The 14,068-nt window shown below is 58.0% G+C and carries 12 protein-coding genes, 3 tRNA genes and 1 pseudogene; 12 read left to right on the forward strand and 4 right to left on the reverse strand.

Going from position 1 to position 14,068, the window contains the following annotated elements; genetic code table 11:
• Window positions 1–474: 474 nt before the first annotated feature.
• Window positions 475–1,551, reverse strand: coding sequence for a 3-deoxy-7-phosphoheptulonate synthase (locus ACM6G4_RS19030; protein WP_414914345.1), 1,077 nt, complete (start codon window positions 1,549–1,551; stop codon window positions 475–477).
• 653 nt (window positions 1,552–2,204) lie between these two features.
• Between ACM6G4_RS19030 and ACM6G4_RS19035 the strand changes: the two genes are divergently transcribed.
• The 12 genes and pseudogenes from ACM6G4_RS19035 (at window position 2,205) to ACM6G4_RS19090 (ending at window position 12,118) form a co-directional block, all read left to right on the forward strand.
• On the forward strand, window positions 2,205–2,678 hold the full coding sequence (locus tag ACM6G4_RS19035) for a GNAT family N-acetyltransferase (RefSeq protein WP_414914495.1): 474 nt from the start codon (window positions 2,205–2,207) through the stop codon (window positions 2,676–2,678).
• Between the two features lie 97 nt (window positions 2,679–2,775).
• Window positions 2,776–3,417: a UvrY/SirA/GacA family response regulator transcription factor gene (gene uvrY, locus ACM6G4_RS19040; RefSeq protein ID WP_032829778.1), complete on the forward strand. Its 642-nt coding sequence runs from the start codon at window positions 2,776–2,778 to the stop codon at window positions 3,415–3,417.
• A 2-nt stretch (window positions 3,418–3,419) separates the two neighbouring features.
• Complete coding sequence (gene uvrC, locus ACM6G4_RS19045) at window positions 3,420–5,243, forward strand: excinuclease ABC subunit UvrC (protein WP_056724454.1); 1,824 nt, start codon at window positions 3,420–3,422, stop codon at window positions 5,241–5,243.
• Window positions 5,244–5,275: 32 nt separating this feature from the next.
• Window positions 5,276–5,836: a CDP-diacylglycerol--glycerol-3-phosphate 3-phosphatidyltransferase gene (gene pgsA / locus ACM6G4_RS19050; protein ID WP_008051977.1), complete on the forward strand. Its 561-nt coding sequence runs from the start codon at window positions 5,276–5,278 to the stop codon at window positions 5,834–5,836.
• Between the two features lie 63 nt (window positions 5,837–5,899).
• Window positions 5,900–5,975, forward strand: a tRNA-Gly gene (locus tag ACM6G4_RS19055).
• A 46-nt stretch (window positions 5,976–6,021) separates the two neighbouring features.
• Window positions 6,022–6,095 (forward strand) — tRNA-Cys (locus tag ACM6G4_RS19060).
• Window positions 6,096–6,290: 195 nt separating this feature from the next.
• A tRNA-Leu gene (locus tag ACM6G4_RS19065) sits at window positions 6,291–6,377 on the forward strand.
• A gap of 149 nt (window positions 6,378–6,526) precedes the next feature.
• Window positions 6,527–6,982, forward strand: a pseudogene (locus ACM6G4_RS19070) (four-carbon acid sugar kinase family protein); the annotation flags it as partial.
• Between the two features lie 224 nt (window positions 6,983–7,206).
• Complete coding sequence (gene otnI / locus ACM6G4_RS19075; protein WP_414914346.1) at window positions 7,207–7,998, forward strand: 2-oxo-tetronate isomerase; 792 nt, start codon at window positions 7,207–7,209, stop codon at window positions 7,996–7,998.
• Between the two features lie 202 nt (window positions 7,999–8,200).
• On the forward strand, window positions 8,201–9,748 hold the full coding sequence (locus ACM6G4_RS19080; RefSeq protein ID WP_414914347.1) for a phospholipase D-like domain-containing protein: 1,548 nt from the start codon (window positions 8,201–8,203) through the stop codon (window positions 9,746–9,748).
• Window positions 9,749–9,873: 125 nt separating this feature from the next.
• Complete coding sequence (locus ACM6G4_RS19085; RefSeq protein WP_414914348.1) at window positions 9,874–11,334, forward strand: MFS transporter; 1,461 nt, start codon at window positions 9,874–9,876, stop codon at window positions 11,332–11,334.
• A 178-nt stretch (window positions 11,335–11,512) separates the two neighbouring features.
• The gene (locus ACM6G4_RS19090) at window positions 11,513–12,118 is read left to right on the forward strand and encodes a hypothetical protein (RefSeq protein ID WP_414914349.1); all 606 of its coding nucleotides are present in this window, start codon (window positions 11,513–11,515) and stop codon (window positions 12,116–12,118) included.
• A 269-nt stretch (window positions 12,119–12,387) separates the two neighbouring features.
• On the opposite strand, the gene ACM6G4_RS19095 is transcribed toward ACM6G4_RS19090, so the two are convergent.
• The 3 genes from ACM6G4_RS19095 to ACM6G4_RS19105 all read right to left on the reverse strand — a co-directional run bounded on the left by ACM6G4_RS19095 (window position 12,388) and on the right by ACM6G4_RS19105 (window position 13,933).
• Window positions 12,388–12,570, reverse strand: a complete 183-nt coding sequence (locus tag ACM6G4_RS19095) for a hypothetical protein (protein ID WP_056724468.1) — start codon at window positions 12,568–12,570, stop codon at window positions 12,388–12,390.
• Window positions 12,571–12,803: 233 nt separating this feature from the next.
• Window positions 12,804–12,998: a hypothetical protein gene (locus ACM6G4_RS19100; RefSeq protein WP_056724469.1), complete on the reverse strand. Its 195-nt coding sequence runs from the start codon at window positions 12,996–12,998 to the stop codon at window positions 12,804–12,806.
• A gap of 92 nt (window positions 12,999–13,090) precedes the next feature.
• The gene (locus ACM6G4_RS19105; protein ID WP_414914350.1) at window positions 13,091–13,933 is read right to left on the reverse strand and encodes an NAD(P)H-binding protein; all 843 of its coding nucleotides are present in this window, start codon (window positions 13,931–13,933) and stop codon (window positions 13,091–13,093) included.
• Window positions 13,934–14,068: the final 135 nt, after the last annotated feature.

Genomic DNA, 14,068 nt, shown 5'->3' on the forward strand with positions numbered 1-14,068 from the left:
TTGATAAAAAAATCCTTTCTCCAGAACTCCGGTCCTGTCAGTTTGTAGGCGCTGGCGGTTGTAAAGTACCTAGAGAGTGGGTATAGCAATGTGCTGAGTAGCATAAGTGTGACAAGTTTAATGTCATGGTAAAAAAGGTTGTCATCAATATAAAAAGCAGCACTAGCTGTAATCAGGTACAGCGCGCTCAATAGTAAGTGTTTAGTGAAATATTTTTTATCCATCCTTGACCTCGTTACTGCTGATGATAATGCGCTGTGCCTGCTTGAATCGAGCTGGCGTTACTTTTTTCTTACTCTGTAGATTTGCTTCCATGCATAATCATTCAGATTTTTTTCGTCAGAACTCTTGTGCTTCAATCGTCGTCCAAAAGCATTCACGAATGCAGCATCTAAACGTTACAAATTGTACGGGGAGCGAGGAACTCAGCTTGCGCCGTAGAGGGCGCAAGGGAGCTCAACACCAGAGCGATTGTTAAGTGCGAATTTGTTTCCGCAATCTATCCGCTGCATCGCGCAACAACATTTCCGTCCCGGACCAGCCAAGGCAGCCATCCGTAACTGACACGCCATACTTCAGCGGTGAACTCAACGGCTGGCAGCCCTCGAACAAATGGCTCTCGATCATCATGCCGATCAGCGAACGATCACCTTGCAGGCGTTGTTCAAGTACATCCTGGAACACGGCTGGCTGGCGCAACGGGTCTTTGCCGCTGTTGGCGTGACTGCAATCGATCATGATTCGAGGCGGAATCCTGAGCTTGGTCAGGTCGCTGTTCACCTGGGCGACGCTGGCGCTGTCGTAGTTCGGCCCGCGATGGCCGCCGCGCAATACCAGGTGTGTGTCTGCATTGCCCGGGGTTTGAATGATCGCCGGATGTCCCTGGTTATCGACACCGAAATGGCGATGAGGATGAGCGGCGGAGCGCATGGCGTCGCTGGCGACACCGACACCGCCGTCTGTCCCGTTCTTGAACCCTACAGGCATGCCAAGGCCGCTGGCCATTTCCCGGTGGATCTGCGACTCCGTGGTCCGGGCGCCAATCGCCACCCAGCTCAACAGATCGTCGAAGTAGCCGGCGGCCATCGGTTGCAGCAGCTCAGTGGCAACGGGCAGGCCCAGGCGGAGCATTTCGCGCATCAGCTCGCGGGACAACGTCAGGCCGGCGGCCATGTCATCGCTGCCATTGAGGTGCGGGTCGTAGGCCAGGCCTTTCCAGCCAACCGTGGTGCGGGGTTTTTCCACGTAGGCACGCATCACCAGCAGCATTTCGTCGCTGACTTCGGCGGCGAGGCGGGCAAGATTACCGGCGTATTCGAGGGCTGACTTTGGATCGTGTATCGAGCAGGGGCCGACGATGACCAGCAGTCGGGAATCTTCACCGTTGAGGATCGCGCGAACCGCCTGGCGGTGGGCGGCGACTTGCCGGGTCAGGGCGTTGCCGAGGGGCAATTGCTGTTTGAGTTGCAATGAGCTGGGCAGGCGCAGGGTCAGCGCTTCATTGGCAGGGCTCATGGTGGACAGCGGCAGTGCGGAGACGGACGAGTTCATATTCAAGGCTTCCTGGGCTGGTGGCGGGTTCGTGCCCGCGCGCTCGGCCCTACTGGGGTGTTCGACAATTGGCCGGATTGGCTGCGTGTGTGTGCTTGCCACCTGTGGGTGACCGATCGGAGGCGGCAGGCTGTCCCGAGCGGAGGGTGGTAAATCGCCAGGCGGTAAAACTGTCGTAACGGTAATAAGTGGCGTAGTTCATGTTTTGAATCCTCTGAATGTCTGGTGTGTCGCTAAAAGTGTTGGGGCTGAAAAAACAAAACCCCCGGTCGGGAGGCCGACCGGGGGTTGAGAATTCTCTGGTGGCGACCCGTTTGAAGTGGGCGCCATGTGGGTATCAGGCGCGCCAGTGGCTAAACCAATACCCAAAATAAAAGCTGACCGGAGTACAACCGTCGTTCACCCGGGCAGCCGCAACCGAGCGCGGGGCGCTGGCGGTACGAAGCTGTAAGAGGGCGTTGAACATGGTCTGTCTCCGATGGATGGTCCGAGCTTACTAGAGGCCGGTACGCAGATTCAATCAGAAAATGCTATCGGCCAACGATGGCGCTTTCTATTGCTTGAGTGCCCCCACGGTTGTGACACACTTTGCGCTGCAACAACAATCCTATCGTCACAAGGACGCACATGACCCTCGCTGTGGAATTGGAATGATGGAGCGCCAATGGCGCCCGGCAACACCGGATGACTTGGAATTCGCCCGCGAACTGACCTGCAGAAACATGCTGCGTTACTACATTGAGCATGAACTGTTGTGGCAGGACGAAGCGTTTGACGTGGCCTGGGCCGGGCGGGACAACCGTTTGATTACATCGGACGACGGAGTGCTGGGCTATGTCAGCCTGAGTCGTGATGCCAGAGCCTTGTATATCCGCGAATTGCATATCGTCGACGCGTTTCGTGGGCAGGGCACTGGATCCTGGGTGATCGATCAGGCATCGGCTCTGGCGCGCCAGGAGCGGCGACCGGCATTGCGCCTGACGGTTTTCGAAAACAATCCGGCGCGAGCGTTGTACGAACGCAAGGGGTTGAGGGTGGTGGGCAAGGACGAATGTTTCCTGAGGATGCAGCTGGATATCCCCGGGCTGGATCGCTGCAACACGCTTGCGACAAGCCTTTCAAGATGAATTGAAACTTTTAATCTGACGCTTTCCGCTAGGTCTGCCAGAAGCTTTTTGCTAAGGTGTCTGGCAACCCAATAAGACCATATCACGAGGTGTCTGCTTGATTAGGGTGCTAGTAGTCGATGACCATGATCTCGTTCGTACAGGCATTACACGAATGCTGGCTGACATCGATGGCCTGCAAGTAGTCGGCCAGGCCGAGTCGGGTGAGGAATCCCTGATCAAGGCGCGCGAGCTGAAGCCCGATGTGGTGTTGATGGACGTCAAGATGCCGGGTATCGGCGGTCTTGAAGCCACTCGCAAATTATTGCGCAGTCACCCGGATATCAAGGTCGTCGCGGTGACTGTATGTGAAGAGGACCCGTTTCCTACACGGCTGTTGCAGGCCGGTGCGGCAGGTTACCTGACCAAGGGGGCAGGTTTGCCGGAAATGGTCCAGGCCATTCGACTGGTGTTTGCCGGGCAACGCTACATCAGCCCGCAAATTGCCCAGCAACTGGCGATCAAGTCCTTCCAGCCCACCAACGATTCGCCTTTCGATGCCCTGTCGGAGCGGGAAATCCAGATCGCGCTGATGATCGTCGGCTGCCAGAAAGTACAGATCATCTCCGACAAATTGTGCCTGTCGCCGAAAACCGTGAACACCTACCGTTACCGCATCTTCGAAAAGCTTTCGATCAGCAGTGATGTCGAGTTGACGCTGTTGGCGGTTCGTCATGGCATGGTCGACGCCAGCCTCTGAAAATGAACGACACCTTTGATCCGAGCGCCTTTCTGTCGACCGTTAGCGGGCGCCCCGGCGTGTACCGCATGTTCGACAGCGAAGCGCGGTTGCTCTACGTCGGCAAGGCGAAAAATCTCAAGAGTCGCCTGTCGAGTTACTTTCGAAAGACCGGGCTTGCCCCCAAGACCGCCGCGCTGGTAGCGCGTATCGCCCAGGTCGAGACGACGATCACCGCCAACGAAACCGAAGCCTTGCTGCTTGAGCAGACGCTGATCAAGGAATGGCGTCCGCCCTACAACATCCTGCTGCGCGACGATAAATCCTACCCCTACGTCTTTCTCTCCGACGGAGAGTTTCCGCGCCTGAGCATTCATCGCGGCGCGAAAAAGGCCAAGGGCAAATATTTCGGGCCTTATCCGAGTGCCGGCGCGATCCGCGAAAGCCTGAGCCTGCTGCAAAAGACGTTTTTCGTTCGCCAATGCGAAGACAGTTATTACAAGAACCGCACGCGCCCTTGCCTGCAATACCAGATCAAGCGTTGCAAGGCGCCCTGTGTCGGGCTGGTGGAGCCGCAGGTGTACGCCGAGGATGTCCGCCATTCGGTGATGTTTCTTGAAGGGCGCAGCAATGCACTGACTGACGAGTTGTCCGCCGGGATGGAAGAGGCGGCGATCAATCTCGAATTCGAACGGGCCGCGGAGTTGCGGGACCAGATTGCTTTACTGCGCCGGGTCCAGGATCAACAGAGCATGGAGGGCGGGACCGGGGACGTCGATGTGATTGCTGCCTTCGTCAACCCGGGTGGTGCCTGTGTTCACTTGATCAGCGTGCGGGGCGGTCGGGTACTGGGAAGCAAGAACTTCTTCCCTCAAGTCGGTATTGAAGAAGACGTTTCTGAAGTCATGGCCGCGTTTCTCGGCCAGTACTTCATCAGCAGCCCTGAACGCGACTTGCCCAGCGAGCTGATCGTCAACGTGGTCCACGATGACTTTCCCACGCTGATCGCCGCCATCGACGAATTACGCGGTCGGGAGCTGACCATCAGCCATCGCGTGCGGGGCACGCGGGCGCGCTGGCAGCAACTGGCGGTGACCAATGCCGAGCAGGCTCTGAGTGCGCGCCTGGCGAATCGTCAGCACATTACGGCGCGCTTTGATGCACTGGCCGAGGTGCTGAAGCTGGATGAGCCTCCACAGCGACTTGAGTGCTACGACATCAGTCACTCCAGCGGTGAGGCGACGGTGGCGTCGTGCGTGGTCTTCGGCCCCGAAGGTCCGATCAAGGCCGATTACCGCCGGTACAACATCGAGGGCGTTACGGCCGGCGATGATTATGCGGCGATGCATCAGGCGCTGACCCGACGCTTCAGCAAACTGAAGGACGGGGAGGGCAAGTTGCCGGATATCCTGCTGGTGGACGGCGGAAAAGGCCAGTTGTCCATGGCCCGCGACGTGCTCGATGAGCTGGCCGTGCCTGACCTGATTTTGCTGGGTGTGGCAAAAGGCGCGACGCGCAAGGCCGGTTTCGAAACCCTGTACCTGAACGACGCTGCACATGAGTTCACCTTGCGCGGCGATTCACCCGCGCTGCACCTGATCCAGCAGATTCGCGACGAAGCCCACCGGTTTGCCATTACCGGGCACCGAGCCCGACGTGGAAAAACCCGTCGGACGTCTACACTGGAAGGCGTCGCCGGCGTCGGACCCACACGTCGGCGTGACTTGTTGAAACATTTTGGTGGATTGCAGGAGCTGTCTCGTGCAAGCATCGAAGAAATTGCCAAAGCCCCCGGGATCAGTAAAAAGCTCGCAGAGTTGATTTATGCAAATCTGCACAGCGAGTAGAATGCCCCCTCACCTCGTAGCCAGTTGTGCCGATGAATATCCCTAATCTGATTACCGTTCTACGCGTTCTGCTCATACCGATCTTCATTTTGCTGTTCTACCTGCCTTACCAGTGGAGCTACATGGCCTCCGCCTCGGTCTTCGCATTCGCTGCGGCGACCGACTGGCTGGACGGGTACCTGGCGCGCCGCCTGGAACAAAGCACGCCGTTCGGGGCTTTCCTCGATCCGGTTGCCGACAAGCTGATGGTTGCGGTTGCATTGGTCCTGTTGGTGCAGGAACACGGAAACCTGTGGCTCACGCTGCCTGCCGCCGTGATCATCGGTCGCGAGATTGTCGTCTCGGCACTGCGCGAATGGATGGCCGAACTGGGCGCTCGTGCCCACGTCGCCGTATCGAACCTAGGCAAATGGAAAACCGCCGCGCAAATGCTGGCGCTGGTGATCCTGCTGGCCAATCCAAAGGATTTCAGTTTCTGGGTCTTGCTGGGCTACACCTTGTTGATGGTGTCGGCTGGCCTGACTTTGTGGTCGATGGTCCAGTACCTGCGGGCTGCCTGGCCACATCTGAAGACTGACGTTGAAAAGAAATAAAACTTTTTTGAATCAAGGGGTTGACGGGGCTTCTGGATTCTATAGAATGCGCCACACCAAGACGCGGGAATAGCTCAGTTGGTAGAGCACGACCTTGCCAAGGTCGGGGTCGCGAGTTCGAGTCTCGTTTCCCGCTCCAAGTTTGTACGCATTTGATGTCGCGCTACTGACAGCAAATGTTTTGAGGCCGAGTAGCAAAATGGTTATGCAGCGGATTGCAAATCCGCCTACGCCGGTTCGATTCCGACCTCGGCCTCCACTAATAAACAAGCTCCGTAGATCTATGATTTACGGAGCTTTTTTATTTGCAATAGCCTGCAAGATTTAGTCTTGAAAAGGGTATTTGCGAACTTGCTTCACTGGGGCGGGATGTATATATTTCCACCTCTGCTGCACAAGCGTCAGAACTGCCGGATCGTTATCTGGCAAAACCTGGACGCTTCACCGCGCTACCGCCCGAATGGCGAAACTGGTAGACGCATGGGACTTAAAATCCCCCGCTCGTAAGGGCGTGCCGGTTCGATTCCGGCTTCGGGCACCATGAATATCAAGGGCTTGCGTGAGATACCTCATGCAGGCCCTTAGTTTTTTCCGCAATCAAAATCCTTCCGCAATTCGCTACCGGCTTCCTCCCACGCGTCATAAAACCTGTTCCTGCCCACGCCAGTGGTCATCGTCTGTCCGGTATCACTGACGCCCATGACCGAAGCCAACCTGGTTCGGGTGCTGCAATCGCAGACCCGCCTGAATGTCAGCCTGTTGCGCTACGACACGATCGCCCAAGGCGCTGAGCAGGTGCAGGCGCGAATCGCTGAACTGAGGGCTCAAGGTGTCGGCATGGCCATCGCCGATGCCTTGTCGGACAGCGATCTGTACACCCTCGGTAGCGCCTGCGCCGATCTGCCGTTGTTGACGGGTGGTTCGGGGCTGGCCCTGGGCCTGCCGGAAAACTTCCGTCGCGTCGCCAAGTTGCGCGACCTCGACGCCTCGAAACTCCCGGTGGTGTCCGGTGGGGAAGTGGTGTTGGCCGGTAGTGCTTCGATCGCCACCAATGGGCAAGTGGCGGCCTGGCTCGAAGCTGTTCGTCCAGATTTGCGGATTGATCCGTTGGCCTTGGCGGCGAGGGAGCCGGTGGTGGCGCAAGCGTTTCACCCGTTTTGGCAACCGGCGCACGCCCCTGGCGTTGACGATTGCCGGCTTCATGGTCGGGTGGCGTATTCGGCAAGGTGCTGGTGGATACCGGAATCGGTGCCGTGGTCTCCGACATGCTGCGCACCTGGACGGTGATGACCACTTTGCTCGGTACCTTGGGTTTCTGTATTACCCTGCTGATCTGGCCCTTTGTCTAACCCTTTATTTCAGGAGCTACCATGCCTTGTTTTGCTGCCAATCTCAGCATGCTCTACCCGGAACATGAGTTTCTGGATCGTTTCGCCGCCGCTGCCTCTGACGGTTTCGAAGCGGTCGAATATCTGTTTCCCTACGACTACCGTGCTGAAGAACTCAAGCAACGCTTGAGCGACAACGGCCTGGTGCAGGCACTGTTCAACGCACCGCCCGGTGATTGGGCAGCGGGGGAGCGGGGCACGGTGTCGTTGCCGGGCCGGGAGAGTGAATTTCGTAGCGGTTTTGATCGTGCCCTGGACTACGCCAGCGTATTGGGCAATTTACGCATCCATGTCATGGCCGGGCTGTTGCCGTCGGAAAACGATCGCCCGCGGCATCACGGCGTGTACCTGGAGAACCTCGCCTACGCCACCACCCAGGCAGCCAAGGCAGGCGTCACCGTATTGCTCGAACCGATCAATACGCGAGACATGCCAGGCTTTTTCCTCAACCGCCAGGATCAGGCCCAGGCTATCTGCAAGGAAGTGGGCGCCAGTAACCTGAAGGTTCAGTTCGACTGCTACCACTGCCAAATCGTCGAGGGCGACCTGGCGACCAAACTGCGTCGCGACTTCGATGGTATCGGCCATATCCAGATCGCCGGGGTGCCGGATCGGCATGAACCGGACCTGGGGGAAGTCAATTATCCTTATCTGTTCGAGCTGATCGATCAGTTGGGTTATGACGGCTGGGTAGGGTGCGAGTATCGGCCTCGTGGCAATACGTCTGCCGGCTTGCAGTGGTTGCGCGACTGGAAGGTGCGCCAGGCGCTATAGAGGAAGGCTGGCCTGCACCCGGTCCCAGGGCGCTTTCATACTCAGGGCGCAGCTGCCGTAAAATTTCGACACGTTGCTTGAAACGGGCTTTACTGGAATAAGTCGTGCGGATTATCGAGGGCTGCATGTTCTCGGCAGCCAGTACTGGCTGGATGCCGAGTGCAAAACTACAACCGTCGAGGTTGAGGAGCAGTCCTTGCCCATGTCCCGGTTCCTCTGCGCCATGCTGTTCGCACTGCTGCTCGTTGGCTGCGCAACCACGCGCTTGCCCCACGAATTCAGCGAGGCGATACCCGCCAGCGATTCGGCGTTCGGGCGTTCGATCCAGGTTCAGGCCGCCGCACACGAGGGGCGCTCGGGTTTTCGCTTGCTGCCCAACAGCAGTGAAGCATTCCGGGCGCGCGCCGAGTTGATCCGCCATGCGCAGAAATCCGTCGATCTGCAGTACTACATCGTGCATAACGGTCTGAGCACCCGGGCGCTGGTGCGTGAAATGCTGCTGGCTGCCGATCGCGGCGTACGGATACGCATCTTGCTCGATGACACGGCCAGCGACGGCCAGGAAGAAGTCATTGCGACCCTGGCGGTGCACCCGAACATCCATATCCGCGTCTTCAATCCTTTGCATCTGGGGCGCAGTACCATGGTCACCCGAACCATGGGGCGTCTGCTTGATCTTTCCCAGCAACACCGACGCATGCACAACAAACTGTGGCTGGCCGACAACAGCGCAGCCATCGTCGGCGGACGCAACCTGGGGGACGAGTATTTCGACGCCAAGCCCGATCTCAACTTCACCGACATGGACCTGCTGTGCATCGGTCCGGTCGCCGAGCAGTTGGGACACAGCTTCGATCAGTACTGGAACAGCGCCTTGAGCCAGTCGATCAGTGACTTCCTGCTCAACAAGCCGACAGCACAAGACTTGCTCGAGAGCCGTCAACGCCTGGAGCAATCGCTGCAGACCTCACGTATCGAGAGCAAGGTGTTGTACAACCATCTCATGACCTACCAGACTCAGCCGCAATTCGAGACCTGGCGCAAGCAACTGATCTGGGCCCATAACAAGGCGATGTGGGACGCACCGAGCAAGGTCCTGGCCGACGGCGAGCCGGCACGCGCGCTATTGATGGCCACACAGCTGCGTCCTGAACTCGATGGCGTCAATAACGAGCTGATCATGATCTCGGCCTATTTCGTTCCGCAAAAGCCGGGCATGGACTATCTGCTGGGGCGTGCCGATGCCGGCGTCGATGTGCGCCTGCTGACCAACTCACTGGAAGCCACCGATGTGCCGGCTGTGCATGGCGGCTATGCACCGTATCGCAAGACTCTGCTCGAACATGGCGTGAAGCTCTATGAGCTGCGGCGCCAGCCGGACGATCCCGGCCGCAGTTCTTCGTTTGGCTTCAGTGGTGGCTCGGACTCCAGTCTGCACACCAAGGCCATGATCCTGGACAAGCAGAAAGTGTTCGTCGGCTCGTTCAATTTCGACCCGCGTTCAGTGTTCTGGAACACTGAAGTCGGAGTGCTGGTCGATAGTCCCGAACTGGCCGGCCAAGTGCGCCAGCTGGCGCTTGAGGGCATGGCGCCGGCCATGAGTTACCAGGCCCGACTGGAAAACGGCGAAGTCGTCTGGCTCACCGAGGATGACGGCCGCGAGCATACCTTGCGTAAGGAGCCCGGCAGCAAATGGCGTAGCTTCAAGGCCTGGCTCAGCGACAAGATCGGCCTGGAGAAAATGCTCTAGATCGAAACCCGGCGTACGGCCTCCGGCTGCAACACAACTAAATTCTGAGTAAGCGGAATTTTGAACTCCCGATCCAGAGGCCAACTCCTAACTCACAAGGCACTGTACACGACAACGATGTGGCGATGACCCACGAACAGCTGCATAGCCGCGAGCCCGGCGCGATATTCGAAACCAATCTTCCAGCGCGCCTGGACCGCTTACCGTGGGGCCGCTTTCACTCCCTGCTGGTGGTCGCGCTGGGCGTCACCTGGTTGCTCGACGGTCTGGAAGTGACCCTGGCGGGCTCGGTGTCCGGCGCGCTGAAAAACAGCCCCGTCCTGCGCATGAACAACTTCGATATTGGCCTGGCCGGCGGCATCTACATCGCCGGCGCAGTGCTCGGTGCCTTGCTGTTCGGCTGGCTGAACGATCGCCTGGGGCGGCGCAAGTTGTTCTTTGTAACTTTATGGCTGTATGTAGGCGCCACGGCGGCCACGGCGTTCTCGTTCAGCCTGGAAAGCTTCCTGCTGTTTCGCTTCCTCACGGGCATGGGCATCGGCGGCGAATACACGGCGATCAATTCGACCATCCAGGAATTTACCCCGGTACGCTATCGCGGCTGGGTCGACCTGAGCATCAACGGCACATTCTGGCTAGGTGCAGCACTGGGTGCCGGCGGGGCCATCGTCCTGCTGGATCCGCACGTGGTCGGTGGTGAGCTGGGCTGGCGCCTGTGCTTCGGCATTGGTGCCGCGTTGGGCCTGGTGATCCTGGTGATGCGCCTGTGGTTGCCGGAAAGCCCGCGCTGGCTGCTGGTCCATGGTCAGCGCGATAAGGCGCGACACATCGTCGAAGGTATCGAAGCGAGTCTGCGCGAACAAGGCCACGAACTGCCGGCGGTGACCAGCAAACCATTGCGCCTGCACGCGCGGGACCATACGCCGCTGGGGGAGGTCTTCCATACCCTGTTCGTCAGATTCAGCCGCCGCGCGCTGGTGGGGATGACCCTGCTGACCGCGCAGGCGTTCTTTTACAACGCGATATTCTTCACCTATGCGCTGGTGCTCACCGATTTTTACCAGGTGCCCGCCGAACAGGTCGGTTGGTACGTATTGCCCCTGGCACTGGGCAATTTTTGCGGACCGCTGCTGCTGGGGCGCCTGTTTGACGTGGTCGGCCGACGCGTGATGATCAGCTTCACTTATGCGACGTCCGGAATGTTGCTGGCGCTCAATGGCTACGCCTTCCAGCAGGGCTGGCTGGATGTCACCCAGCAAGCCGCGGCGTGGATGGTGATCTTCTTTTTCGCTTCGGCAGCGGCCAGTTCGGCTTACCTGACGGTGGCAGAAACCTTCCCGCTGGAAATCCGCGCCTTGGCCATCGCCGTGTTCTACGCGTTCGGCACTGGCCTGGGCGGCATCATCGGGCCGACGCTGTTTGGCCAACTGATTCAGACCCAGCAGCGCGGCAGTCTGTTGATTGGTTATCTGGCAGGCGCTGCACTAATGTGTGCGGCGGCGGCGGTGCAAGCGGTTTGGGGGGTGTCTGCCGAGCGTCGAGCGCTGGAACATGTGGCCAGGCCTTTGTCCCAGGCTGAGGATTGAGTGGGGGCGACTGTCCAAAGAGCCGTTTGAGAAAGCCGGCGCAAATCCAGAGGCAATTCACTCAAAAGGGTGACGCGGTCAAGCTGGATGTCTTCTGACATTTTTGCCTGCACCTGCCTGACTCAGGCTCCTTGCAGTAAACGGAGGGTACCTGTGCCCTTATTTTCGAGGGTATTGAATGAAACAAGGACAAGTTCTGCTGTTGGCTTTGTTGATGATGTTTTTAACGGGGTGCACGACTACGCCGCCAAAAGACCAAGGCAATCTCTGCAGTATCTACCGTGAGTATCCCGACTGGTATGAGGACTCGCTGCAAATGCAGAGCGAATATGGGACGCCCCTGCATGTGGCCATGGCGATCATGAAGCAGGAAAGCAGCTACGTGGCGGACGCATTGCCGCCTCGTGACTACCTGCTATGGGTCATCCCCTGGGGGCGAGTCAGTTCGGCCTACGGTTACGCGCAGGCTCAAGACCCGGTGTGGGGTGAGTACAGGGACAATACGGGCAACGGTGGTTCGCGTGACAGTTTCGACGACGCGATCATGTTTATCGGTTGGTACACCACGGGCACCCAACGTCAGCTCGGGATCTCCAAATGGGACACCTACAATCAGTACCTGGCTTATCACGAGGGGCGAGGGGGCTTCAGCCGCGATTCCTATCGCAGTAAACCGTGGCTGATGCAGGTTGCCCAGAAAGTGCAAAAGCAGTCAGAGATTTACAACGCGCAACTAAAAGTGTGTCGCCAAGAGTTGGAAGATGATCGTAGCGGGTGGTTTTAACGCATTTACGAAAAAAATCCCCGCACCTCCTGGGGGAAGGTGCGGGGCAATGTATTACACATGGTGAGGAAGGTCGGCCTCCTCAAATGCAGACTGGCTGTATTCGAAGCGTCCGTTAGAGGCACCACCTGTGAACCCCTTGGCCAACCTCCCTCGACGCATATTTAAAGCCGAGGGAGAGGAACGAGCGAAATCAATAATTATCAAAAGCAGATCAATCAATATGGATATGGCGTCGTGGATAGCTTCTCGGTGAGGGCATCGCGAGATTAAGCCAGTTCCAAAAGAAGTCTGTTGGTGCTGCCAGGCAAGGGGTGAGGTGCATTGATCCGGCCTTCCAGTCTGTTCACGAACGCGAGGGCTTCTGCGTAGCTGCGAAATTCAACGCACCACGCGTTCATCCATACATTCCAGCCTTCCGGCTTGCTCGCTTTCTCGATTTTTATCAGCATCCTGGAATCCCTCCATGTGGTGGTTAAGCTCACATTTAAAGCCAATAGAGGGGGGTGTTTGGAAATTAATAATTATCAAAAATGGATTTACGGCGGCGGGGGATTCAGACGTTGGAGCCGTGTTTGCGATCGATTGGGCATGCTCTAAACCAAGGGTTTGCAAGCGAAAGCATTGCAAACCCTTGTATGTTTCTGCGTCATTATTTCGATCTTGATCATGGTCGCCTGATGCTTCAGGGGGCCGGGTCTGCCTTGCGGCGATCGCTGCCGGCCGGGTTGCCGGTATCGATCAGCCTTCTTTCCAGCAGTACGTTTTCCAGGGCCTGGCGGTCTGACGGGTTCATCTGATGTTCTCGCTCCTTGAGTTCCAACAGGATCGGGGTCGACCACTGGCGGTAGGTTTGTTCAGCACTACGATTAAGTGACATGGGTTCCTCCTTAATCAGGCTCCTGCCAATAAGGCGCCGCACTTCGATACGCCCAAAAACCCTAGTCGACGAAGCGGGTTCCCGCCACTGCTTTACGTCGGACTGCCATTGCCCCAGATGCCCGTAGCGGCAGTGCGCTGTACGTAGTCGCCGAAGTCGCGCGCCGGGCGTCCCAGTGCCCGCTGTACGCCATCGGCCACGGGTGTGTTGCGCCCGTCCAGCACCGTCGTGAAGAGATACAACACCAGATCGATCAACGCCGGGGGAAGCTGTTCCTGTTCCATTGCCTGTCGATAGGCATCCGGCGGCACGGGCACGAATTCGATGTTGCGACCGGTGGCGCGGGCAATCTCGGTCACGGCTTGAGCAAAGGTCAACGCCCGAGGGCCGGTCAATTCATAGAGCTGGCCAGTGTGCCCGGGTTGAGTCAGTGCGGCGACGGCACACTCGGCGATGTCTTGCGCATCGACAAAGGGCTCGGCGACCTGGCCGATGGGGAGTGCGAGTTCACCTTGCACAATGGGTTCAAGAAAGTGTGCCTCGCTGAAATTCTGGCAGAACCAACTGGCCCGTAGAATTGTCCAGTCAATCCCGCTGTCCTGTACAACGCGTTCGGCCTGTTCGGCTTCCACTTCGCCACGTCCGGATAACAAGACCAGTTTGCGGACGCCGCTTTTCACCGCCAGGTCAGTGAACGCCTGGATGGTTTCAACGGCGCCAGGAACGGCAAGATCAGGTTGAAAGGAAATGTAGACGCGATGAACGCCATCGATCACGGCGTCCCAGGTCGATCGATCTTCCCAGTCGAAGGGAGGATTGGCGTCGCGGGAGCCCCGGCGAACGGGCAGGCCGGCGGCTTCGAGGCGTTGTGCGATGCGCCGTCCGGTTTTGCCGGTGGCGCCGAGGACCAGTGTGATTGGTTGGGCGGTTTTCATCGCGTTCATCTCCATCGGTTAATGTGAGTGATGCTCATGTTAAAAAAGATGATAGATGCTCATGTTTTACCGTCAACCCATCAGATCGAATTCCCCGACGTGTGGCATCTGTTGTTGGGCGCAGGGAGTGGCGAT

The sequence above is a fragment of the Pseudomonas sp. IT-P258 genome (assembly GCF_949767825.1).
GTDB classification, from domain to species: Bacteria; Pseudomonadota; Gammaproteobacteria; order Pseudomonadales; family Pseudomonadaceae; genus Aquipseudomonas; species Aquipseudomonas monachiensis.

Coding starts and splice junctions, on each gene's coding strand:
- ACM6G4_RS19030 (WP_414914345.1), bottom strand. CDS start 1,551: ATGAACTCGTCCGTCTCCGCACTGCCGCTGTCCACCATGAGCCCTGCC.
- ACM6G4_RS19035 (WP_414914495.1), top strand. CDS start 2,205: ATGGAGCGCCAATGGCGCCCGGCAACACCGGATGACTTGGAATTCGCC.
- uvrC (WP_056724454.1), top strand. CDS start 3,420: ATGAACGACACCTTTGATCCGAGCGCCTTTCTGTCGACCGTTAGCGGG.
- pgsA (WP_008051977.1), top strand. CDS start 5,276: ATGAATATCCCTAATCTGATTACCGTTCTACGCGTTCTGCTCATACCG.
- otnI (WP_414914346.1), top strand. CDS start 7,207: ATGCCTTGTTTTGCTGCCAATCTCAGCATGCTCTACCCGGAACATGAG.
- ACM6G4_RS19080 (WP_414914347.1), top strand. CDS start 8,201: ATGTCCCGGTTCCTCTGCGCCATGCTGTTCGCACTGCTGCTCGTTGGC.
- ACM6G4_RS19085 (WP_414914348.1), top strand. CDS start 9,874: ATGACCCACGAACAGCTGCATAGCCGCGAGCCCGGCGCGATATTCGAA.
- ACM6G4_RS19090 (WP_414914349.1), top strand. CDS start 11,513: ATGAAACAAGGACAAGTTCTGCTGTTGGCTTTGTTGATGATGTTTTTA.
- ACM6G4_RS19095 (WP_056724468.1), bottom strand. CDS start 12,570: ATGCTGATAAAAATCGAGAAAGCGAGCAAGCCGGAAGGCTGGAATGTA.
- ACM6G4_RS19100 (WP_056724469.1), bottom strand. CDS start 12,998: ATGTCACTTAATCGTAGTGCTGAACAAACCTACCGCCAGTGGTCGACC.
- ACM6G4_RS19105 (WP_414914350.1), bottom strand. CDS start 13,933: ATGAAAACCGCCCAACCAATCACACTGGTCCTCGGCGCCACCGGCAAA.